This window comes from Kocuria sp. APC 4018, assembly GCF_030407675.1.
Taxonomy (GTDB): domain Bacteria; phylum Actinomycetota; class Actinomycetes; order Actinomycetales; family Micrococcaceae; genus Kocuria; species Kocuria rhizophila.
In genome coordinates this window covers 11,065-31,446 of record NZ_JASDCY010000031.1, presented here as the reverse complement: position 1 = coordinate 31,446, position 20,382 = coordinate 11,065, and the positions used below count along the sequence as shown (strand labels likewise).

The 20,382-nt window shown below is 72.4% G+C and carries 15 protein-coding genes; 8 read left to right on the top strand and 7 right to left on the bottom strand.

All coding sequences use genetic code 11. The features are described from left to right. Positions 1 to 313 precede the first annotated feature (313 nt). Positions 314 to 949, top strand: a complete 636-nt coding sequence (locus QL985_RS07325; protein WP_070636232.1) for a 50S ribosomal protein L25/general stress protein Ctc — start codon at positions 314 to 316, stop codon at positions 947 to 949. Positions 950 to 1,196: 247 nt separating this feature from the next. Further along, positions 1,197 to 1,784, top strand: a complete 588-nt coding sequence (gene pth, locus QL985_RS07320; protein ID WP_039102231.1) for an aminoacyl-tRNA hydrolase — start codon at positions 1,197 to 1,199, stop codon at positions 1,782 to 1,784. Between the two features lie 120 nt (positions 1,785 to 1,904). Here the strand turns inward: pth and nhaA are convergent, their stop codons facing one another. After that, positions 1,905 to 3,200, bottom strand: coding sequence for a Na+/H+ antiporter NhaA (gene nhaA / locus QL985_RS07315; protein WP_019310133.1), 1,296 nt, complete (start codon positions 3,198 to 3,200; stop codon positions 1,905 to 1,907). Between the two features lie 112 nt (positions 3,201 to 3,312). Then, positions 3,313 to 3,813 carry a DUF2505 domain-containing protein gene (locus QL985_RS07310; protein WP_039102229.1) on the bottom strand — a complete coding sequence of 167 codons (501 nt, stop codon included), beginning with the start codon at positions 3,811 to 3,813 and terminating at the stop codon, positions 3,313 to 3,315. Between the two features lie 502 nt (positions 3,814 to 4,315). On the opposite strand from QL985_RS07310, the gene QL985_RS07305 reads away from it, so the two are divergent. From QL985_RS07305 to QL985_RS07295, 3 genes are read left to right on the top strand one after another with little or no spacing between them, the layout of a single operon-like run. Continuing rightward, positions 4,316 to 5,608 (top strand): glycosyltransferase, encoded by a 1,293-nt coding sequence (locus tag QL985_RS07305; protein WP_223110461.1) that lies wholly within the window; start codon positions 4,316 to 4,318, stop codon positions 5,606 to 5,608. A 37-nt stretch (positions 5,609 to 5,645) separates the two neighbouring features. After that, positions 5,646 to 7,505 carry a hypothetical protein gene (locus QL985_RS07300; RefSeq protein WP_121566461.1) on the top strand — a complete coding sequence of 620 codons (1,860 nt, stop codon included), beginning with the start codon at positions 5,646 to 5,648 and terminating at the stop codon, positions 7,503 to 7,505. Positions 7,506 to 7,512: 7 nt separating this feature from the next. After that, a complete protein-coding gene (locus tag QL985_RS07295) occupies positions 7,513 to 9,045 on the top strand; it encodes a lipopolysaccharide biosynthesis protein (protein WP_121566460.1) in 1,533 nt (510 codons plus the stop codon). On the opposite strand, the gene QL985_RS07290 is transcribed toward QL985_RS07295, so the two are convergent. The 4 genes from QL985_RS07290 to QL985_RS07275 form a co-directional block, all read right to left on the bottom strand. Further along, positions 9,018 to 10,103 (bottom strand): glycosyltransferase, encoded by a 1,086-nt coding sequence (locus QL985_RS07290; protein WP_070636241.1) that lies wholly within the window; start codon positions 10,101 to 10,103, stop codon positions 9,018 to 9,020. The two genes, QL985_RS07295 and QL985_RS07290, sit on opposite strands and share 28 nt — an antisense overlap. 69 nt (positions 10,104 to 10,172) lie before the next feature. Next, entirely contained in the window at positions 10,173 to 11,552 is a 1,380-nt protein-coding gene (locus QL985_RS07285) for a hypothetical protein (RefSeq protein ID WP_102613503.1), read from the bottom strand. Beyond that, positions 11,549 to 12,733: a glycosyltransferase gene (locus QL985_RS07280; protein WP_223246114.1), complete on the bottom strand. Its 1,185-nt coding sequence runs from the start codon at positions 12,731 to 12,733 to the stop codon at positions 11,549 to 11,551. The genes QL985_RS07285 and QL985_RS07280 overlap by 4 nt, the downstream gene beginning before the upstream one ends. Continuing rightward, entirely contained in the window at positions 12,723 to 13,403 is a 681-nt protein-coding gene (locus QL985_RS07275; RefSeq protein WP_121566459.1) for a Wzz/FepE/Etk N-terminal domain-containing protein, read from the bottom strand. The genes QL985_RS07280 and QL985_RS07275 overlap by 11 nt, the downstream gene beginning before the upstream one ends. A 241-nt stretch (positions 13,404 to 13,644) precedes the next feature. On the opposite strand from QL985_RS07275, the gene QL985_RS07270 reads away from it, so the two are divergent. Both QL985_RS07270 and QL985_RS07265 read left to right on the top strand, forming a co-directional pair. Beyond that, positions 13,645 to 14,682, top strand: coding sequence for a glycosyltransferase family A protein (locus QL985_RS07270; RefSeq protein ID WP_070636248.1), 1,038 nt, complete (start codon positions 13,645 to 13,647; stop codon positions 14,680 to 14,682). Between the two features lie 64 nt (positions 14,683 to 14,746). After that, complete coding sequence (locus tag QL985_RS07265) at positions 14,747 to 15,544, top strand: CbiX/SirB N-terminal domain-containing protein (protein WP_102613505.1); 798 nt, start codon at positions 14,747 to 14,749, stop codon at positions 15,542 to 15,544. Here the strand turns inward: QL985_RS07265 and QL985_RS07260 are convergent. Further along, on the bottom strand, positions 15,517 to 16,356 hold the full coding sequence (locus tag QL985_RS07260) for a uroporphyrinogen-III synthase (RefSeq protein ID WP_070636252.1): 840 nt from the start codon (positions 16,354 to 16,356) through the stop codon (positions 15,517 to 15,519). The two genes, QL985_RS07265 and QL985_RS07260, sit on opposite strands and share 28 nt — an antisense overlap. 231 nt (positions 16,357 to 16,587) lie before the next feature. On the opposite strand from QL985_RS07260, the gene mfd reads away from it, so the two are divergent. After that, complete coding sequence (mfd, locus tag QL985_RS07255) at positions 16,588 to 20,373, top strand: transcription-repair coupling factor (RefSeq protein ID WP_102613507.1); 3,786 nt, start codon at positions 16,588 to 16,590, stop codon at positions 20,371 to 20,373. Positions 20,374 to 20,382: the final 9 nt, after the last annotated feature.

Below are 20,382 nucleotides of genomic sequence, written 5' to 3'. Positions count from 1 at the left end.
TAACGGTGGTTGGCGAACGGCGCCCGTGAGGCGCACCCCGCCCCGCGCGGGCGGCGTCGTGATCCCCGCCGGCCCGCGGCGCCCGTGGTATCCTGTGCGGGTTGCCAAGGCGAGGGGGCGTGCGCGCCCCGTTATCGACGACGGCCTGTGGATCCTTTCGATCCGCCGCACCCGGTGCAGACTTCCCGGGCGGTGGGCGGAGTGCCGCACCACGTCGGTCGCAGACCGCCCGAACGTCCGGTGCCACCCGCACCGCGAGCGCGCGGACGGTCTGACGGTGACCAACCAGACCAACGATCGAAGGAGCACCATCATGGTGGATGTCATCACCATTCCCGCAACTCTGCGCACCGACTTCGGCAAGGGCTACGCCCGCCGCGTGCGCGCCAACGATCAGATCCCCGCCGTGATCTACGGCCACGGCGCCGAGCCGCTGCACGTGATCCTGCCGGGCCACGAGATGATGCTGGCCTCCCGCAACTCCAACGCCGTGCTGGAGATCAACGTGGACGGCGAGGGCCACCTGGCCATGATCAAGGAGGTCCAGCGCCACGCCGTGCGTCCCGAGATCCTCCACATCGACCTGCTGACCGTGCGCCGCGGCGAGCGCGTCGAGGTCGAGATCCCCGTGCACGTGGAGGGCGAGGTCGCACCGACCGCCATCCACAACGTGGAGGAGAACGTCCTCGTGGTCGAGGCCGACGCCCTGAAGGTTCCCGAGTACCTCGAGGTGGACATCGCGGACCTCGAGGCCGGCGAGCACGTCTACGCCAAGGACGTCACCCTGCCCGGCAATGTCACGCTCGTGTCCGACCCCGACCTCCTGGTCGTCAACGTCTCCGAGCCGATCGAGCAGGACCTGGGCGAGGAGCCCGAGACCGAGGACGAGGAGACCGAGGGCGAGCAGTCCGAGGGCGAGTCCGAGGAGTCCTCCGAGGACAGCGAGTAAGGACCGGTCCCAGGTCGCGCCCGCAGGCGGACGCGACGCGGTCTCGGAACGGCGGCGGGTGCCATGGGCGCCCGCCGCCGTTCTGTGTTCCGGGCACCGAGGAGCGCGCCGGCCAGCCCGGACGTACAGTCCTCGGGGAGTTCCCGGGGGCGCCGAGGGCCCCGGTGCCAGGCAGGTTCCGGAATGCTGGGGGACGGGGCGCGGGATTGCGCACGGCACGAGAGTCACGACGAGTGAGGAGCAGGACATGGGCGATCGCACCCTGGTGGTGGGACTGGGAAATCCGGGTGAGCGCTACGCGGGCACGCGGCACAACATCGGCGCCATGGTGGTCGCGGAGCTCTCGGCGCGGGCAGGCGCACGGCTGTCGGCGCACAGGGCGCGCGCCGCGGTGGCCGAGACGCGGTTGCGCCCGGGCGCCCCGAGGCTCGTGCTGGCCCAGCCGCTGAGCTACATGAACCTCTCCGGCGGACCCGTGAGCGCACTGGCCGGGTACTACTCGCTGGGGCTCGAGGATCTCGTGGTGGTGCACGACGACATCGACCTCCCCTTCGGGGCCGTCAAGCTCAAGCGCGGCGGCGGGGAGGGCGGCCACAACGGGCTGCGGGACATCACCAAGGCCATGGGCGGCAAGGACTACGTGCGCGTGCGCGTGGGTGTGGGCCGCCCGCCCGGACGCATGGACACCGCGGACTACGTGCTCAAGAAGTTCTCCGGCGCGGAGGCCAAGGAGCTGCCGCTGCTGGTGTCCGAGGCCGCGGACGCCGTGGAGATGCTCACGGAGCAGGGGCTCACCGCCACCCAGCAGCACGTCCACCCGCGCAACCCCGCCTGACCAGACGGGTCCCACCCCTCGGACCAGCGGCTGCGCGACGGAGGGGACGAACGCGAGCAGCGCCCCTTTCCACACGGAAAGGGGCGCTGCTCGTGGTGGGGCGCGTGCGGCGTCGTCGACTCAGTCCAGGGTGTCGGGATCGTGACCGGCGGCCCGCATGGCCTTGTACTTGCGGTTGCGCGGGGCGATCAGCGCGGCACCCACGATCGCGGCCAGCAGCGAGCCGCACAGGATGCCCACCTTGGCGTGGTCGCTGTGCGGGCTGCCCTCTCCGAAGCTCAGCTCCGCGACCAGCAGGGACACCGTGAAGCCGATGCCGGCCACCACGGACATGCCCAGCATGTCGAACCACGTGTAGTCCCGGTCCTTCTCCGCGGAGGTGAACCGGTCCATGAGCCACGCGGCTCCGAAGATGCCCACGGGCTTGCCGATCAGCAGACCGGCCACGATGCCCAGGGCCACGGGGTCCGTGGCGGCGGCGGTGATGCCCTCCCAGCCGCCCACGGCCACGCCCGCGGAGAAGAACGCGAACACCGGGATGACCAGCCCGTTGGACAGCGGCCGGAACCGGTACTCCAGGGCGGGAGCCAGGCCCATGCGGGGGTCCTCCTGGCGGATGATGCGCGGCTCCTGCTTCAGCACGGGAACCATGAAGCCCAGCAGCACACCGGCGATCGTGGCGTGGATCCCGGACTCGTACACGAGCCACCACGTGATCACACCGATCGGCAGCAGGATGACCCACGCCGCCCAGTGCTGCGCCATGAACCAGCCCATGTACTTGTGGGTAAGGAACCAGAACAGGCCCAGCATGACGGCGGCACCGGCCAGGAACCCGAACTCCACGCTCTCCGTGTAGACGAAGGCGATGATGGCGATCGCGATGAGGTCGTCCACCACGGCCAGGGTCAGCAGGAACGTGCGCATGGCCACCGGCAGGGACGATCCCACGACCGCGAGCACCGAGACCGCGAAGGCGATGTCCGTGGCCGTGGGGATGGCCCAGCCGTGCAGCGCCGTGGGGTCACCGCCCGAGGCCAGGTTGATGCCCAGGAAGATCAGCGCCGGAACCGCCACGCCGCCCACGGCGGCCACCACGGGCAGGATGGCCTTGCGCAGGTTGTGCAGCTCCCCGTCCACGAACTCGGCCTTGAGCTCCAGACCGGTGAGGAAGAAGAAGATGGCGAGCAGCCCGTCCGAGGCCCAGTGCCCCACGGTGTGCTGCAGCCCGGCCACCTCTCCCGGGCCCACCTCGGCGTCCCGGAGCCCGAAGTAGGCCTCGCTCCACGGGGAGTTGGCCACCACGATGGCCAGGACCATGGCGATCAGCAGGAGGAGCCCGCCCGTGGTGTCCTTGCGGAGGAATGTGGTGATGCGTCCCCCGGATTCCGGGGCCGTTTGCGTGTCCGTGCTCACTACGAGGATCTCCCAACGCGCGCACCGTGGTTGGTCCGCGACTGTCGTGTCGGATGGGGGACGGCCGGGCGGCACGCGGGGTGCCGTCCGGCCGTCCGGGGCGTTGCTGGTGTCAGTGCTGGGCGATCCACGCCTCGGCCTGGCGGGCCTGCAGGGTCAGGGCCTTGCCGATGTAGGGCTCGGCCGTGGCGGCGATCTTCTTGCCGACCAGCGGGATGTTGGCCTGGACCTCACCGGTGACGTCCACGGAGGTCTCCTGCTCGCCCAGGGGCTTGACCTGCTGCTGGGCGGTGGCGCCCACGGGCAGGCCGGAGGCCTTGATCTCGGTGCGCACGGTGCGGGAGCCGTCCGCGGCGGGGGCGTCGTAGGTGTCCACCTGGGTGAACTTCACGCCGTTCTTCACGAACTTCTTGACGGCGTCCGGCAGCTTGTCCGAACCCATGCTGCGCACGGTGGTCGCGGTGAACGCGGTGGAGGTGTCGCCGTTGACCTCGAAGGATTCGAACTGCGCGCCACCGAGCTCGGTCACGTGGCGCACGAACGCCTCGTCCACGAAGGTCTTAAGGACGGTGTCCACGGGGGCCTTGATGGTGGTGGATGCATTGACGGACATGGTGCTCCTTGCGGGATCGGTAGCGGTTCGTCGGTTCCGCGCCCGTGGTGACCGGCGCGGGTGCTTCCGTCCATCCTAACGGCGGGAGGGCGGGGCGCCGCCCTCGGCCCGGGCCAGGGGGAGCCACCCCCGTGACCGCCGCAGGATCAGGGGCGGTGCCGGGGTGTCCGCCAAAGAGCGGGCAGGAAACTGGCTCCTGACGGCAACTGGCAGGGTGTCCGCCTCTCTAGACTGATCTCCGGCCGTCCCGGGGGTTCTGGACGCGGCGGCCGAACGGCGGGGTGGGGATCCCGCACGGCGCGCAAGCACGCGCGCACCTGACCGCACCCCGCGACCTCCGCGCGGACGCGCAGCCATGGGGGGTTGAATGTTTCTGCAGCATCCGCGTTCAGCGGGTCACGGCGCGTCGCCGGGCACCGCGGCGACGTCGGCGACCGTGGCGCCCGGACCGGCGCCACGGGACGTCCCCGGGCCGCGGGGCGGCCACCCCGTGGTGCTCCACGTGGTCGAGGCCTTCGGCGGCGGCGTGGCGGCCGCGGTGCGCGACTACGCCCGCGCCACGCCGGAGTGCGAGCACCACCTGCTGTGCCACCTGCGGCCCGAGGCCGTGAACCTCGAGGCGCAGTGGGACGGCGACTTCACCTCGGTGCGCACGCTGCCCGGGGGGCACCTGGCGAACATCAAGGCCACGCGCTGGGCCATCCGTGAGGTCAAGCCGGACGTGATCCACTCCCACTCGAGCTACGCGGGGGTCTACGCCCGCCTGGCCGTGGGCCACCTGCCGCGCCGCCGCAACGACACGCTCTCGCCGCTGAACGCGCCCGCGGCGCCCACCACGCGCGCCGAGCGCCACGGGGACCTGCTCTCGCACGCGGACCTCGCGCCGTCGGGCCAGGACCAGGTTCCCGCGGGGCTCGCAGAACCGCGGGAGCAGGGCACGGGACGACGCCGCACGCGCGCCGTGCCGGCCCCGCTGGACAGTGCCCTGCGGGAGCTCACGAGCAACAAGTACCTGGACGTCTCGCTGTCCCGGATCAAGCAGGTGTACACGCCGCACGCGTGGTCCTTCTCCCGCCTGGACCGCTCCCGCCTCACCAGGCTGGGCTACTGGGTCCTGGAGGGCGCGCTCGCGGCACGCACGGACGTGCTCGCGGGCTGCTCCAAGGCCGAGAACAACGTGGCGCACTGGGGACCCATCTCACCGCACACGGTGTACGTGCCCAACATCGCGCACCCGCACGGGGGTCCCAGGCGCCGACCGGAGCCGGGAGCGCCGCTCGTGGTCGCGGGAGCCGGGCGCCTTGCCGCGCAGAAGGACCCGGTGTTCTTCGTGCAGGCCGTTGAGGCCATCCGTGCGGCCGGGCACCGCGTGGCCCCGCTGTGGATCGGCGGCGGGGACGCGGACGTCGAGCAGCTCCTGCGGGAGCACGGCGTGGAGGTCACGGGCTGGGTGGGGCACCACGAGGTGCGCGAGCACCTGCAGCGCGCGGACGTCTACCTGCACACGGCGCGCTGGGAGGGCTTCCCCATCACCGTGCTTGAGGCCGCGCTCAGCGACATCCCGGTGGTCGTGCGCCGGATCCGGGTGTTCGACGACGCGGGGCTGCCCGTCGTCGTGGACACCCCGGAGGACGTGGCACGGCGCTGGGCGGAGATCACGGACGAGCGGGCGCGGGACGAGGTCTCGGCGTGGGCGCGCAAGGCGCTGTGGGAGAACTGCTACGCGGTGCAGCGCCGCAGGCTCGGCGAGATCTACGGGATCAGCGTCCCGCTCGCGGAGCACACGGACGCGTGAACAGCGCATCACAGGGGAGAGACCGGGGGAGAAGACCATGACCGTCATCGAGGCACGAGCACCAGAGGTGGACAGCCGACCCACCGCACCCGCAGGGGTGCGGGGCGCGGGGATGTGGACGGGCGCGGGAGAGCGCGCCACCTTCACGTGGCTGCACACACCCGAGAACGGACGCACGCGGGGACTGGTGGTGATCGCCCCGCCCGTGGGTCGGGAGCACGTGCAGGCCTACCGGCCGCTGCGCCAGCTCGCGATGCTGCTCACGGGGGCAGGATACTGCGTGGCGCGCGTGAGCTACCGGGGCGTGGGGGACTCCCACGCGCTGTCCCCGGAGGAGGACCTGCTCGCCGAGTGGGAGCGCAACATCCTGGACGCCACCCGCCAGGCCCGCGAGGTGTGCGGCATCGAGGACCTGCCCGTGTTCGGCATCGGCTACCGGGTGGGGGCGGGGCTGCTCACGCGCTGTGCGGAGCACTTCGACCGGGTGCTCGCGTGGGAACCCGTGAGCGGCGCCGTGTTCGTCAAGCAGTGGGCGCGGCTGCGCCGGGCCACGCTCCCCGAGATCCCCGTGGGGGAAGGGGTGGACCTCATGGGCCTGTGGCTCACGGACGAGCAGGCGCGGCAGCTGTCCACCCTCACGGACCCGCGCAAGCTCCCGGAGCTGCCCGGCAACGTGGAGATCCACCGCGAGCAGGACCAGCCCCGCGCCAAGGTGATGTACGGCGTGGAGTCCCTGGACGTGCGGGTGCACTACGACGTGCTTGAGGAGCTGCTGTGGCGGCTGCCCCGCCCGCAGCTGGTGGATTCCGTCTGCGGGGGCAGGGGACCGCAGCGCAACGTGTTCCGGGCTCCCAGCGGTGAGCTGTGCGCCGAGGAGATCGTGGTGGTGGATCCCCAGGGCTACCCCGGGGTGCTGACCGGGCCCGTGCAGGACGAGGCCGCTGCGGTGGCACCGTGGCCGGGCAAGCCCACGACGTTCTTCGCCCCCGGGGCCTCCGAGCCGCGCGACGGCTCCACCCTGTGGTCCGAGACCGCCCGGCGGCTCGCGGGGCAGGGCGTGGTGAGCCTGCGGGCGGACCGGGACGGTGCGGGGGACCGTGCCCTGCTGTGGTCGGACCGGGACCCCAACCCGTACCGGTACCTCAACGCGCAGGCGCTGCGGGAGCAGGCCCAGTGGCTCGCGGACCACTTCCACACGGACGTGGTGGCCACGGTGCTGTGCTCCGGCGCGTGGGCCGCCCTGCGTGCCGCGCGGGAACCCGCGGGGATCGCCGCAACGTCCATGGTCCTCGTCAGCCAGAACGAGTGGCGCATGAACCAGAAGTTCTTCGACGAGCTGCGGCTGAGCTACGACGGGGACGCCAAGCTGCGCGCCAAGACCGCGGCCCGGCCCGCGGAGGCGTCCGGACCGCACCCGGGCAGCAGGCGCGGGGACGGGCGGACCGAACCGGGCCGCGCGGCGTCGGCCCCGCACGGCGCCGAGCGCGCTGCGGCTCCCACGGTGCCGGAGCGGGCCCGCACGGCCCTGAGCGGTGCGCGGGTCTGGGCCACGGACCGGCTGGGGGACGCCAAGCAGGCGGGATCCCTCGCCCTGCGCCACCACACGCCGGAACCGGTGTGGAACCTGATGGCCCGCAGCCCGGCGGCGTCGATCCCGGACCACGTGCTGGAGCGGGCGAGCCACAACCGGTCCGTGACCCTGCTGGTGGGTCCGGACGACGAACCCCGCTACCGGGAGACCATGGCGGACCGGGCGGTGACCCGGCTGCAACGGCGCGGCCGGGACATTCACGAGCACTTCGTGCCGCACGTGGACCACTCGGTGCTCTCGCGCACCGCACGCAACCTGATCGCTCGTCAGCTCGACGAGGTCTTCGCCCAGTGGAAGGTCCAGTAGCACCGTCATGCCAGACACCCCCGCCGCCCCCGCGCCCCGGACGGACACGTCCCGCGTGGGAGCCAACATCCTGTGGAACTACATCTCGGGATTCACGAGCGTCTTCGGGCTGCTCCTGCTCTACCCCTTCGCCATCGCGATCGTGGGGACCGAGTCCTACGGCCTGTGGGTCATCGCGTTCAGCGCGATCCAGCTGCTCACAATGTCCGACTTCGGCCTGGGCACGGGCATCGTGCGCACCCTCGCGGACCTGCCCGACGACGCCGCCCACCGGCGCCGCCGGGAGAGCTTCGTGGCGGTGTCGGTGGGAGTGTTCCTGGTGCTCGCCGTGGTGCTCACCACCCTGTACTTCGTGGTGTTCCCGCTGTACCTGGGAACCGTGGCCGTCCCCGAGCGGGACCGCCACGCCGTGGTGCCCATGGTGGTCGCGGCCGGGATCACGCTGTTCGTGTCCGTGCTGGGCCGTGCGTGCAACTCGGTGCTGTGGGCGCTGAACCGCCCGGACATCGAGCGCAAGGCCGCCGTGGTGTCCATCCTGGGACGAGCCGCGGGATACGTCCTGCTCATCCCCCTCCAGGGGGGACTGATCGCCCTGGTGCTCGTGGAGTGCCTCTCGCTGCTGCTGCCGCCGGTCGTGTGCTTCATCGCCGTGCTGCGCCGCTTCGGACTGGCGCGTCCGCTGCCCGGGGCGTGGCGGGAGCAGGGCCGACCGCTGCTGCGGATGTCCTCCGTCCTGTCCATCGGCTCGCTGTCCCTGCTGGGCGTGTACCAGCTGCCGCTGTTCGTGGTGGGTCCCACCCTCGGGCTGCAGGCCGCCACCGCGTTCGGCGCGCTCATGCGCGTGAGCCAGAGCGCTCGTCTGGTGGTCAGCTGGATCGCCATGCCGTTCGCCTACCCCATCAAACGGGCCCGTGGTTCCGAGGCCGCGGAGCACATCCGCGTGGCCATGACGGTGTCCCTGCTGGTGGGGCTCATGATCAGCATCCCGCTGCTGGCGATCCCCACGGAGCTGCTGACCGTGTGGCTCGGCTCCAAGATGGCGTTCGCGGCACCGGCCCTGGCCGTGGTGGTCGTGGGTGTGCTCGCCGAGTCACTGGGTCAGGTGCCCACCCTGGTCATGACCCTGCGGGGCAGCCCGCTCGTGGCCTCCCTCATCAGCCTCGCCGTGCTGGTGGTCACCCTGCCCGCGGTGTGGCTCGCGGCCCGGACGGACAACCTGGAGATCGTGATGGCGGCCTCCGTGGTGCCCCTGGCGCTCGCGGTGCCCGTGCAGCTGCACTTCAGCGAACGTGCCGAGCCCAGCGGTGTGAAGGCGGAGAACCTCCGCATCTGGGCGCTCATGGTGCTCGCCGCCGGGGTGGGCGCCGTCGTGTTCGCCGTGCTGGGGCGCGTGCTCCCGGACGTCCTCTCCATCGCGGTGTGCGCGGTGGCGCTCGGTCTGGTGTTCCTGGCGGCGTTCCGCCGGATCCGCCGCCGGGACCACGAGCTCAACGTGGCCCAGCGGGAGGTCGTTCAGGACTCCGCGGTCAGCTCTTCGTAGAGCTCGCGGTAGCGCCGGGCGGCGCCGCGGATGTCGAACTCGTCCCGGGCCAGCTCCCAGCTGCGACGACGCAGCTCGTGGCGCTGCCCGGGGCCCAGTTCCAGCAGCCGGCACACGGAGTCCGCCAAGGACGCGGGATCGGACATGGGCACCACGGCCCACGGCTCCACGGCCAGCAGCCGTGCGTCCCCCGTGTCCGTGGTGACCACGGGGAGTCCTTCCCCCAGGGCCTCGATGCCCGCCATGGGCAGGGCCTCGTGGTTGCTGGAGAACACCATGGCGTGCGCGGAGCGGATCAGCCCGCGCACGTCGGACACCGAGCCGCGCAGGGTCACGGCGTGGTCGATGCCCAGCCGTTCCAGCTCTCGGGTGAGCTCCGTGTTCTCGGGATCCACGCGGTGACCCGCGCAGACCAGCCGGGCGCGGGGGTGGCGCTGCAGCACCCCCGCGAAGGCCGCGAAGAGCGTGGGGTGGTCCTTGGACGGCGCGTGGCGGCCCAGGTGCAGCAGCAGCGGATCTCCCGACGGCTCCGGGGCGGGCTCCGCGGCGGTCACGGAGCCGTTGTGCACGATCCGGATCTGCTCGCCCGGGAAGCGGTAGCCGAACTCCACTGCGAAGTCCCGCGCGGACGGTGAGCACGCCACCACGGCGTCGAAGCGTGAGGACAGTTTCGCGGCGATGCGCCACACGATCCCCGCCACGCGGCTCGAGGCCTGGTCCAGGCTGGAGTGCAGCGTGGACACCCGTACTGCCCCGTGGGGGGTGAGCGCGTTGACCAGGTCGGACTGCTGCAGGTGGGAGTGCACCACGTCGATCCCGTGCCGCTTCACGAGAGTCCGCACGGCCCGCACGGCCGCCACGGGGAGCACGTCACGGCGGCTCATCCCCGCGTAGGTGGTGCTCGTGGCCGCGGCCTCGAGGCGAGGGGACAGCGCCCCGGGGGAGAGCAGCACCAGCAGGTGCGCCTCGTCCCCGGCCTCACGGCTCAGCAGCAGCTGCTCGATGAGGGTCTGCGCGCCGCCGGTCTCGGCGTCGTTGACGATGTGGAGAACTCGCACGGGGCGGGCCTTTCTGCAGAGCGGTGGACGGGAGGGCGGGCGCGGCGCGCCGGCCAGCGGGTCAGGTGGTCAGCGAGTGGTCTGGTGTGCGGTGAGTGGTGCGGGACGCCCGGTTGCCACCGGAGACCCGGACTCGTCCGGGACCCGGGCACGCGAGAGTTCCAGGCCGAGGCACACCCCGGCCACACCCCACACCCAGAAGGCGGAGTCGTAGCTGGTGGTGCCGCCGGCCACCACGAACCACACCACCAGGGTGCACGCGCCGAGCCACAGGGGATTGCGGCCCCCGGAGCGCAGGCACAGGACGGTCAGGAAGATGATGAGCGCCAGGCCGAAGAGCATCCCGCTCTCGAGCACCACGCGGCCGATCACGGAGTAGATGTCTGGCAGCGGGTTGTAGTGCTGCAGATCGCCCAGGGGCATGCGGCCCGTGAGGAACAGCTCGTTGGAGCGGCCGCGCCCCACACCCCACAGGAACGCGGTGGGGTCCGAGAACAGGTAGCGCACGGAGGCGATGATCGAGGACCCGCGGTCCGCCCAGGACCAGTTGAAGGACTCGCGGCGGTCCCGCAGGACGTCCAGGCCCACGTAGACGGCGCCGGCGAGACCCAGGGGCACCAGCAGCACGGCGGCCCATGCCCGGCGCACGGCGTAGGGCGCGATCGCGGCGATCAGCACGACTCCCAGCACCACCACGGCGGCACCTGATCCGGAGATCGCCACGGCCCACAGCACGAGGGCCATGGCCACGACGTCCCGCGGCGTCATCCTGCGCCCGTGGTGGCGCACGACCACCACGAGGGCCATGGCCATGAGGGACAGCGTGCCCACCATGAAGGAGGTCTCCGGGAAGAGCCCGAAGGGCCGGCGCACGTACATGATGAACGTCTCGCTGAACTCGGAGACGTTCGCGTAGCCGGGCAGGCTGTAGAGGCTCTCGAGTGGAATGGTGTCGAAGAGGTCGAAGAACACGTACTTCTGCACGAGTGTGTACGCGGCACTGAGCAGGATGGTCCAGCTCAGCCACGCGATGGCCCGGGAACCCAGGAAGAGGGTGGCCGCCGCAGCTCCGGCTACGGGGAGTGTGTAGACCAGCCACGTGAAGGAGCCCGAGACCAGCAGGGGCTGCGGCGTGAGGAACATCCGCACGAACGAGGCCAGGAACGGCACCGCGCCCACCAGCAGAGCGGTCCACATCACGGGCATGTGGCGGGTGCAGCGCAGGATGAGCGCCACGCAGACCACGCTGGACAGCGGGAGGTTGGTGTTGGACCCCAGCGGCACCGCGGCGTAGGGCAGGGCGGAGAGCACGATCAGCGCCCCCGACAGGGCACGGTCCAGGGCCGTGCCGTGGACCGAGCCGTCCGTGCGGTTTGCGGCGGTGGTCAGGCCCCGGCGTGCGGTCCCGCGCGATCCGGCTCCCGGGACGGGGAGGACGGCCGTGCTCATGAGGTCCAGGTTCCCAGCACCGCGGCCACCGTGGGCTGCCAGTCGGCGTGGTCCCGGCCGGAGACGGCGCGGCGGTCGCGCCGTGGCGTGGCGGCGTCGTCGTACACCGCGCGCAGGGTGGCGCCGAACGCCCGGGTGTCGCGCACGTCGGCGGCGGTGAAGCGGTCGTAGCCGCGGGCCTGCGCGCGCAGGGAGGGCAGGTCCGAGGCGACCACCGGGGTGCCCGCACCCACGGCCTTGGCCAGCACACCGGAGTGCGCGTCGAAGTGCGTGTAGGGCAGCACGATCACCGCGGCCTGCTGCACGAGCGCCGCGAACTCCTCACGGCTGAGGAAGCGGTCCTCGAGGTCCACGCTGGGGTGGTCGGCGGCGAGGCGCGTCAGCTCGCGGCCCAGCTCGGGGGTCTCGGCGGCGCCGCGCACCAGCAGCGGCACCCCCGCGTCCCCGGCGGCGCGGATGGCCAGCTCGATGCCCTTGTTGGCCCGCATCTCCCCGATGCACAGGGCGAACGGCTCGGCGGGGAGCTTCGCGCTCTGGGCGGGCTCCGGATCCAGTCGGGAGGACACCGGCAGGTCCACGGCCGCCACGGGGCGGCTCGTGCACCCGCGCACGATCTGGGCCTGCTCGGCGCCGTGGGTGACCACCCGGTCCGCGTGCCGCGCGCACGAACGGTCCAGCCACAGCAGGAAGCGCTCGCGCGGGGAGGCGGAGTCCAGGTCGAAGTGCGGCTGGGCGTTGTGCACGAACACCGCGGTGCGCTGGTCCCGGTGTGCTCGCAGCACACCCGGCAGCGGGTACTTGGTGGAGTCCAGGGCGAGCACGGCGGTGCGGCCCACCCGTCCCGCCGCTGCGCGCACCGCGAGGTGCTCCCGGACGAGGTCCCACACCTGCAGACCGGCGCGCAGCGCCTTCCCTGCAGCCGAGCCCGGCACCCGGGTGCGTCGCGGCGGGACGGTCTCCACGATCCGCACCGGGTGGTCCTCGCCCCACCCCAGGTAGTCGCGTGCGCCCGGCCGGGACACGAGCTGCACGGTGGCCACGCCCTCGTCCGCGCACAGCGCGAGCGCGAGGTCCGCGGCGTGCTCCAGCTGGCCGCCGTACTCGGTGGGGCACACCACGACGACGTCGCGGGGCCCCGTGGTCGGGGCGGGCTCGGCGCTCACGCCGCGCTCAGTGCTCATGGTTCGCGGCGGCGTGGGCACGGCGGCTGGCGCGCTCGGTGGTGGCACGCTCCGAGGTGGTCCGGTGACCGCGCAGCAGAACGAGGAGCAGACCCACGACGAGTCCCACGAGCGTGCCGAGGGCGGTGTTGATGGCCAGGGACGGCCCCGCCTGCCCCTCGGGCGGAGCGGCCTTCTGCACCACGTTGAGCTTGACGGTGGCGGGCTGGGCGCCGTCCTGGGACGGCGGGATGGTCTCGAGCTCCTGGCTCACGGTCACGAGGCTTTCCGCGGTGGCCTGGGCGAGGTCTGCGGCGCCCTGCGCGGAGGAGGACGTGGCGGTGATGGTGATCATGGCCGTGTTCGGCTGGTTGGTGGCCACGAGGTCCTTCTCGACGAGCTCCGCGGGAGTTTCCTCCAGGTGGAGCCGGTCCACCACGGGCTGCACCACGGAGCTGGTGGTGGCCACCTGCGCGTAGGAGCCGGCGCGGGCCACGGCGAACTGCTCGCCCATCTGCAGGTCCGTGACCGACCGCGGGTTGGCCACGTTCACGAACACCTGTGCCTGGGACTCGTAGGAGCTGGGCACCACGATCGCGGCGACGACGCCCGCGAGCGCTCCCAGCACCGTGGCGAGCACCACGAGTGGCCACAGCTGCCGCAGGCAACGGACGTACTGACTCAAATTCATGTCTCTCCCCCTGGAACCCGCACCCGGCGAGAGCCGCCGGGCACACGACGGTCCCCTGATCCCCTCGTTCGTGCACCAGAACTCTAGCCAGGATCACGAACCGCGATCCCCGGAAACGGTGTGTTCGGGACAAACGTGCCCCATAGTGTGGACGGATTCGCGGGAGGAGGGCCCGGCCGCGTTCCTAGACTTGTCCGGGTGGCCGTGCCAGCGGCCGCACGGGACGATCGACGGGGGAGAGATGACGGACCAGGGCGCGGGGGCGGCAGCCGCGGCGGAACCGCTCGTGAGCGTGGTGATCGCGGTGTACAACGGCCAGGACCTGGTGGGGCAGGCCATCAGCAGCGTGCTGCGCCAGACCCACTCGAACATCGAGGTGTTCGTGGTGGACGACGGCTCCACCGACCGCACGCCGGAGGTCCTCGCGGGGTACCAGGCGGTGGACCGCCCGGGCCGCCGCGTGCGCGTGCTGCGGCAGGAGAACGCCGGGTGCGGGGCGGCCCGCAACCGGGCGCTGGAGCAGGTGCGGGGCGAGTTCGTGACGTTCCTGGACGCGGACGACGAGCTGCTGCCCCACCACCTGGAGACAATGCTGCGCCGCTACCGGCAGCTGGGGGAGGAGCCCGGGCGGGAGCGCACCGTGGTCTACACCAACGCGTGGCAGTGCACACCCTCCGGGATCAACGCGGAGCGTGTGGTGTACCGCGAGGCCATGCCGGCGCCGGACGAGCAGCGCAGCGTGATCCTGGAGTACAACATCGGCCACCTCTTCGGGCTGTTCCCCCGGGAGTTCTTCCGCGAGGTGGGGGTGTTCGACCCGGAGCAGGTCTTCGTGGAGGACTGGGAGCTGTGGCTGCGGGCCGTCTACTCCGGGTGGCGCTTCGACCGCGTGGACGAGGTCACCGTGATCCTCTCGTGGTCCGGGGGCTCCATGCAGTCCCAGCGTGACCGCATGGCGGCGGGTGAGGAGATGGCGCTGCGCAAGACGCTGGCCCGCTTCGAGCAGCAGCTCAGCCCCGAGGAACGCGAGAAGCTGCTCACCCGCCTGCGCAACGGATCCCCGCTCGCGGCGGCGTCGGAGGCGGAGCAGGCCCTGCGCGAGGGCCGTGCGGCAGACGCGCGGCGTCACCTGGAGACGGCCGCGCAGATGATGCCGAGCCAGCGACGCGTGGTGCTCAAGGCGAAGATCGCCCGCGTCCCGGGCGGGATGCGGTGGCTCGTGCGTCGCCAGCGGGCCGTGGACCGCAGCGTGGGGTACACGGACGCCATGCGGCGCTGACCGGCGTGTGGCAGCAGACCCCTCGTGCGGTGCCCGGCCGCACGCAACGGAGCGGGGCCCCACAATGGACAGGGTGAGCACCTCGTCGAACACCCCGCCCGTCCTTCTCGCGTGCGCCCACGGGACCCGTGATCCCGGTGGGCAGCAGGCGGTCGCGGCCCTCGTGGCCGCGGTGCGCGAACGGCTTCCGGGAGTCGGCGTGGTGGACACGTGGGTGGACGTCCAGGAGCCGGACCTCGTGGCGCGCACCGCCGAGCACGCCGGGCAGCGCGCCGTGGTCGTTCCGTTGCTGCTGTCCGCGGGCTACCACGTGTTCGTGGACATGGCCCGGGCCGTGCAGGGCTCACCGCACCACAGGGTGGCCGCGGCCCTCGGACCCGACCACCGGCTCGCGCGCGTGCTGGCCCGCCGGCTGGCCGAGGCACTCGACGCCGCTGGGGAAGCGGCCCCGGAACCGGTCGACGAGATCGTGATGGTCTCCGCAGGCTCCTCCGACCCCCGCGCCGGTCAGGACTGCGAACGGGTGGCGGCCATGCTCTCCGAGGTGCTCGGCCACCCCGTGTCCTCGGCCTACCTCTCCGCGGCCCGCCCGTCCCTGCCCGATGCGCTCGCGGCGGCCCGTGGCCGTGCAAACCCGGGGGACGACGCCGCAGGGTCGCCCCGCACGGATGCCGCTCCCGCGCGTCCTGGGCGCGTGCTGCTGGTCCCGTACCTGCTGGCCCCCGGGTTCTTCCACGGCCGGGCGCTCGCCGCGGGAGCGGACGTCACGGCCGAACCGCTGCTCGTGCACCCCGGCGAGGTGCCCCCGGAGCTCGTGGAGCTGGTGCTCGAGCACTACCGGGAGGCCGCCTCCAAGGCGTGATCGCACACGGCCCTGACCATGGCCCCGAGCCGGAAGCGCTCCGGGACCACAGCGGGGATTCCGGCCTCCTCGAGCGGCTGCACGCACACGGGCCCGATGGCCACGGCGGTGCAGCGCCCGTCCCGCAGGGCCCGCTGGAGGTCCTCGAGCACGCCGAGGGCGCGGGCGGCGTCGAAGACCGCGTCCACGGCCGGGGCTGCCGTGAAGGTCACGTAGTCCACGCGCCCCACGACCGCGTCCCGCACGAGTGCGGCGAGCCGTGAGCCCTCGTCGGCGGAGTCCCACCGGTACGGTGCCACGGTGCGCACGGGCAGACCCGCGGCGCGCAACCGGTCCAGCTGCTCCTCGTCCGGGGTGCCGTGCACCTGCACCGTCACGGTGCCGCGGGGTGCGGGATCCCCGGCGAGCAGCCGGTCCACGAGCTCCGCGGTGCGTCCCGAGGAGCCCGTGTACGCGCACGGGATTCCGCTCGCCCGCAGCTGCCCCGTGGCCTTCGCCCCGCGTGAGAGCACGGTGGAGGCCCGCAGCGCCGCGAGCAGCTCCTCGCCCAGTCCGTGCTCCTGTGCCACGGCGAGCCAGCGCTTGAGCCCGTAGCCCGTGGTGACCAGCACGGTGCCCGGGGCGGAGGCGATCAGGTCCCGGGTGGCGGCCAGCACGCCGTCGTCCTCGTCCGCGGGCGTGAGCTTCAGGGCCGGCGCGTAGCGCACCCGCGCGCCATGGCGTTCGAACGCCCCGCCCTGCTCCGAGGCGCGGCGGTGGGCGGTGACCGCCACGGTCAGTCCGGTCAGGGCGGGGTGCTCGGGGCTCGTCATGCTCCCAGGGTAGGAGGGGACGCCGACGCCGCACGCACCCCTCGGGCCTCCGCGGTCCCGGCCCGGCGCCCGCGGTGTCCGAGGCCCCGAGTAGGCTGGGGCGCGATCCGCCCGGCCCGTGCACCACGGCGAGGGTCGGGGCCAGGCCCCGCCCGGCGTCGTCGTGCCCCGCGCCGGGTCAGACCGCGCGCCGCCGCGCCACCCGCCCCACACACCAGGAGCCCGCCACCCATGTCCCTGACCGGTCTGCTCACCGCGCTCACCGAGGACCGCAGCTTCGCGAACATCCGCACCCAGGCCGCGCGCCCGCTCGCGGAGCGCTCCGCGGAGACGATCATCAGCGCCACGGACGGGCTGCGCGCCCCCGTGCTCGCGCAGATCGCGGCGGGTCTCGCGGACGACGCCGCGGCGTCGGCTCCCGGGAGCTCCGGCGCCTCCGCCGAGGGGGCCCACCCCCCGGTGCTGCTGGCCGTGACCGCCACGGGCCGTGAGGCCGAAGAGCTGCAGGCCGCGCTGGGCTCCTACCTGCCGAGCGAGCAGATCGCGAACTTCCCGTCCTGGGAGACCCTGCCGCACGAGCGGCTGTCCCCGCGCTCGGACACCGTGGGGCAGCGGCTGAGCGTGCTGCGCCGACTGGAGCGCACCGATCCCTCCGAGCAGCCGCTGCGCGTGGTCGTGGCGCCGGTGCGCTCGGTGCTGCAGCCAGTGGTCGCGGGGCTCGGGCAGATGGAGCCCGTGGCGCTGCGCACCGGGCAGGACTACGACTTCCAGCAGCTCGTGGCGGAGCTGGCCGGTGCCGCCTACTCCCGCGTGGACATGGTCACCCGGCGCGGGGAGTTCGCGGTGCGCGGCGGGATCATCGACGTGTTCCCGCCCACCGAGGACCATCCCGTGCGGGCCGAGTTCTTCGGGGACGAGCTGGACGAGATGCGCTGGTTCGCGGTGGCGGACCAGCGCACGCTGACCACTGCCGAGCACCCCTCGGTGATCGTGGCCCCGCCGTGCCGCGAGCTGCTCATCACCCCGTCCGTGCAGTCCCGCGCGGCCAAGCTCAAGGACCAGCTGCCCGGCGGGCGGGAGATGCTCGAGCGGATTGCCGGTGGGCAGTACGTGGAGGGCATGGAGTCCCTGGCCCCGCTGCTCGCGGACGAGATGGTGCAGGTGCTGTCCCTGCTGCCCGGGGGCTCCATGACCGTGGTGCTCGAGCCCGAGAAGGTCCGGGCGCGCGCCCACGACCTCGTGGCCACCAACGAGGAGTTCCTCATGGCCGCGTGGGACTCCGCCTCGGGCGGCAGCGACGCGCCTCTGGACCTCAACGCGGCCCTGGACACGGACGACGGCGCCGCCCGCACCCTCTCCTCCGGCTCGTTCCACACGATCGCCGAGGTGCGCGAGCTCGCCCTGGAGCGCTCGGTGGGCTGGTGGGCCGTGACCGGGCTGAACGTCAACGCCGTGACCACCTCCGAGATCAGCGCGGACACCTCCGACGAGGAGGTCCACCTCGCGGACACGGACGCGGACACCCTCACCGTGACCGCGCGCGAGCCCACCCGGTTCTCGGGGGATGTGCCGGCCGTGCTGTCCTTCCTGGGGGAGCGGGCGCGCGAGGACTGGCGCATCGTGCTCGTCACGGACGGGCCCGGTCCCCTGCAACGGATGAGCGAGCTGCTGCACAGCGCGGACGTCCCCGCCGCCCGCCACGACAGCATCGACGACGCGCCCCAGCCCGGCCTCGTGGAGCTGACCACCGCGCGCGCCGGGCGGGGTTTCGTGCTCGAGGCGCAGCGGATCGCGCTGCTCACCGAGGCGGACGTGCTGGGCCGCTCCAGCACCTACGACAACCGCGCCGAGCGCAAGCTCCCGCAGCGCCGCAAGCGCAACCAGGTGGACCCCCTGGCCCTGCAGAAGGGCGACTACGTGGTGCACGAGCAGCACGGCATCGGTCAGTTCATCGAGCTCGTGCAGCGGCCCATCGCGGGCGCCATGACCGCACCCGGCCAGCCGAAGCCGGTGCGCGAGTACCTCGTGCTGGAGTACGCGGCGTCCAAGCGCAACGGGCCCAAGGACCGGCTGTTCGTGCCCACGGACCAGCTCGACCAGGTGAGCTCCTACGTGGGCGGGGAGGCGCCGTCGCTGTCCAAGATGGGCGGGGCGGACTGGAACAAGACCAAGCGCAGCGCCAAGAAGGCCGTCAAGGAGATTGCCAACGAGCTGATCCGGCTGTACTCGGCGCGCATGGCGTCCAAGGGCCACGCCTTCGGCCCGGACACCCCGTGGCAGCGCGAGCTGGAGCAGGCGTTCCCGTACATCGAGACCCCGGACCAGCTCACCACCATCGACGAGGTCAAGGCGGACATGGAGCGGCCCATCCCCATGGACCGGCTGATCTCCGGGGACGTGGGCTACGGCAAGACCGAGGTGGCGGTGCGCGCCGCGTTCAAGGCCGTGCAGGACGGCAAGCAGGTGGCGGTGCTCGTGCCCACCACGCTGCTCGCGCAGCAGCACTCCGAGACGTTCGCCGAGCGGTTCTCGGGCTTCCCCGTGCGCCTGGCCACGCTCTCGCGGTTCCAGACGGCCAAGGAATCCAAGGCCACCATGGAGGGGCTGCGCAGCGGTGCGGTGGACGTGGTGATCGGCACCCACCGGCTGCTGAGCAAGGAGATGCAGTTCAAGAACCTGGGCCTCGTGATCATCGACGAGGAGCAGCGCTTCGGCGTGGAGCACAAGGAGAAGCTCAAGGCCATGCGCACGGACGTGGACGTGCTGGCCATGTCCGCCACGCCCATCCCGCGAACGCTGGAGATGTCCATGACGGGCATCCGGGAGACCTCCACGCTGGCCACCCCGCCCGAGGAGCGCCACCCCGTGCTCACGTACGTGGGGCCCTACACGAACAAGCAGGTCTCCGCGGCCATCCGGCGCGAGCTCATGCGCGAGGGCCAGGTGTTCTTCATCCACAACCGTGTTTCGACCATCGAGGCGCAGGCCAAGGAGCTCGCCGAGCTCGTGCCCGAGGCGCGGATCGCGGTGGCCCACGGGCAGATGACCGAGTCCCGCCTGGAGCAGATCATCGTGGACTTCTGGGAGAAGAAGTTCGACGTCCTGGTGTGCACCACCATCGTGGAGACCGGTCTGGACATCGCCAACGCCAACACACTGATCGTGGACCACGCGGACCGCTACGGGCTCTCGCAGCTGCACCAGCTGCGCGGCCGTGTGGGTCGCGGGCGCGAGCGCGCCTACGCCTACTTCCTGTACCCCGCGGAGAAGCCCCTGAGTGAGACCGCCCTGGAGCGGCTCAAGGCCGTGGCCGCACACAACGAGCTGGGCTCGGGCATGCAGCTGGCCATGAAGGACCTCGAGATCCGCGGCGCGGGCAACCTGCTGGGCGGTGAGCAGTCCGGGCACATCGCGGGCGTGGGCTTCGACATGTACCTGCGCCTCGTGGGCGAGGCCGTGGCGGAGTACCGCGGGGACCAGGACACCGGACCCGCGGAGATGAAGATCGAGCTGCCCGTCAACGCCCACCTCCCGCACGACTACGTGCCCGGGGAGCGGCTGCGTCTGGAGGCATACCGCACCATCGCGAACGCCGCCACGGAGGACGCCGTCGCGGAGGCGGGCAACGAGCTGAAGGACCGCTACGGGCCCCTGCCCACCCCGGTGCAGAACCTGCTGGAGGTCGCCCGGCTGAGGATCCGGGCGCGCGCCGCGGGCCTCACGGATGTGGCCACGCAGGGCACCATGGTCCGGTTCTCACCCGCCGAGCTCAGCGAGTCCCGCGAGATGCGCCTCACGCGCCTCTACCCGGGAGCGCAGATCCGTCCGGTGCCGGGCACGGAGGAGCGCATGGTGCTGATCCCCAAGCCCAAGACCGCGCGGATCGGCGGCAAGGACCTCGTGGACGGGGACATTCTCGCGTGGGCCCGCGAGGTGCTGGACGCGATCTTCCCGGTGCTCGAGCCCGCCGCCGCGGGCACGGACGCCACTGCGGGCACGGACGTCGCCGCGGGGTAGCGGCCCCGG

Excerpts from the sequence above, each read along its gene's own strand:
- QL985_RS07275 (WP_121566459.1), bottom strand. The coding sequence starts at position 13,403 with ATGAATTTGAGTCAGTACGTCCGTTGCCTGCGGCAGCTGTGGCCACTC.
- QL985_RS07325 (WP_070636232.1), top strand. The coding sequence starts at position 314 with ATGGTGGATGTCATCACCATTCCCGCAACTCTGCGCACCGACTTCGGC.
- QL985_RS07295 (WP_121566460.1), top strand. The coding sequence starts at position 7,513 with ATGCCAGACACCCCCGCCGCCCCCGCGCCCCGGACGGACACGTCCCGC.
- QL985_RS07310 (WP_039102229.1), bottom strand. The coding sequence starts at position 3,813 with ATGTCCGTCAATGCATCCACCACCATCAAGGCCCCCGTGGACACCGTC.
- pth (WP_039102231.1), top strand. The coding sequence starts at position 1,197 with ATGGGCGATCGCACCCTGGTGGTGGGACTGGGAAATCCGGGTGAGCGC.
- QL985_RS07270 (WP_070636248.1), top strand. The coding sequence starts at position 13,645 with ATGACGGACCAGGGCGCGGGGGCGGCAGCCGCGGCGGAACCGCTCGTG.
- QL985_RS07260 (WP_070636252.1), bottom strand. The coding sequence starts at position 16,356 with ATGACGAGCCCCGAGCACCCCGCCCTGACCGGACTGACCGTGGCGGTC.
- QL985_RS07300 (WP_121566461.1), top strand. The coding sequence starts at position 5,646 with ATGACCGTCATCGAGGCACGAGCACCAGAGGTGGACAGCCGACCCACC.
- QL985_RS07265 (WP_102613505.1), top strand. The coding sequence starts at position 14,747 with ATGGACAGGGTGAGCACCTCGTCGAACACCCCGCCCGTCCTTCTCGCG.
- mfd (WP_102613507.1), top strand. The coding sequence starts at position 16,588 with ATGTCCCTGACCGGTCTGCTCACCGCGCTCACCGAGGACCGCAGCTTC.
- QL985_RS07280 (WP_223246114.1), bottom strand. The coding sequence starts at position 12,733 with ATGAGCACTGAGCGCGGCGTGAGCGCCGAGCCCGCCCCGACCACGGGG.
- QL985_RS07285 (WP_102613503.1), bottom strand. The coding sequence starts at position 11,552 with ATGAGCACGGCCGTCCTCCCCGTCCCGGGAGCCGGATCGCGCGGGACC.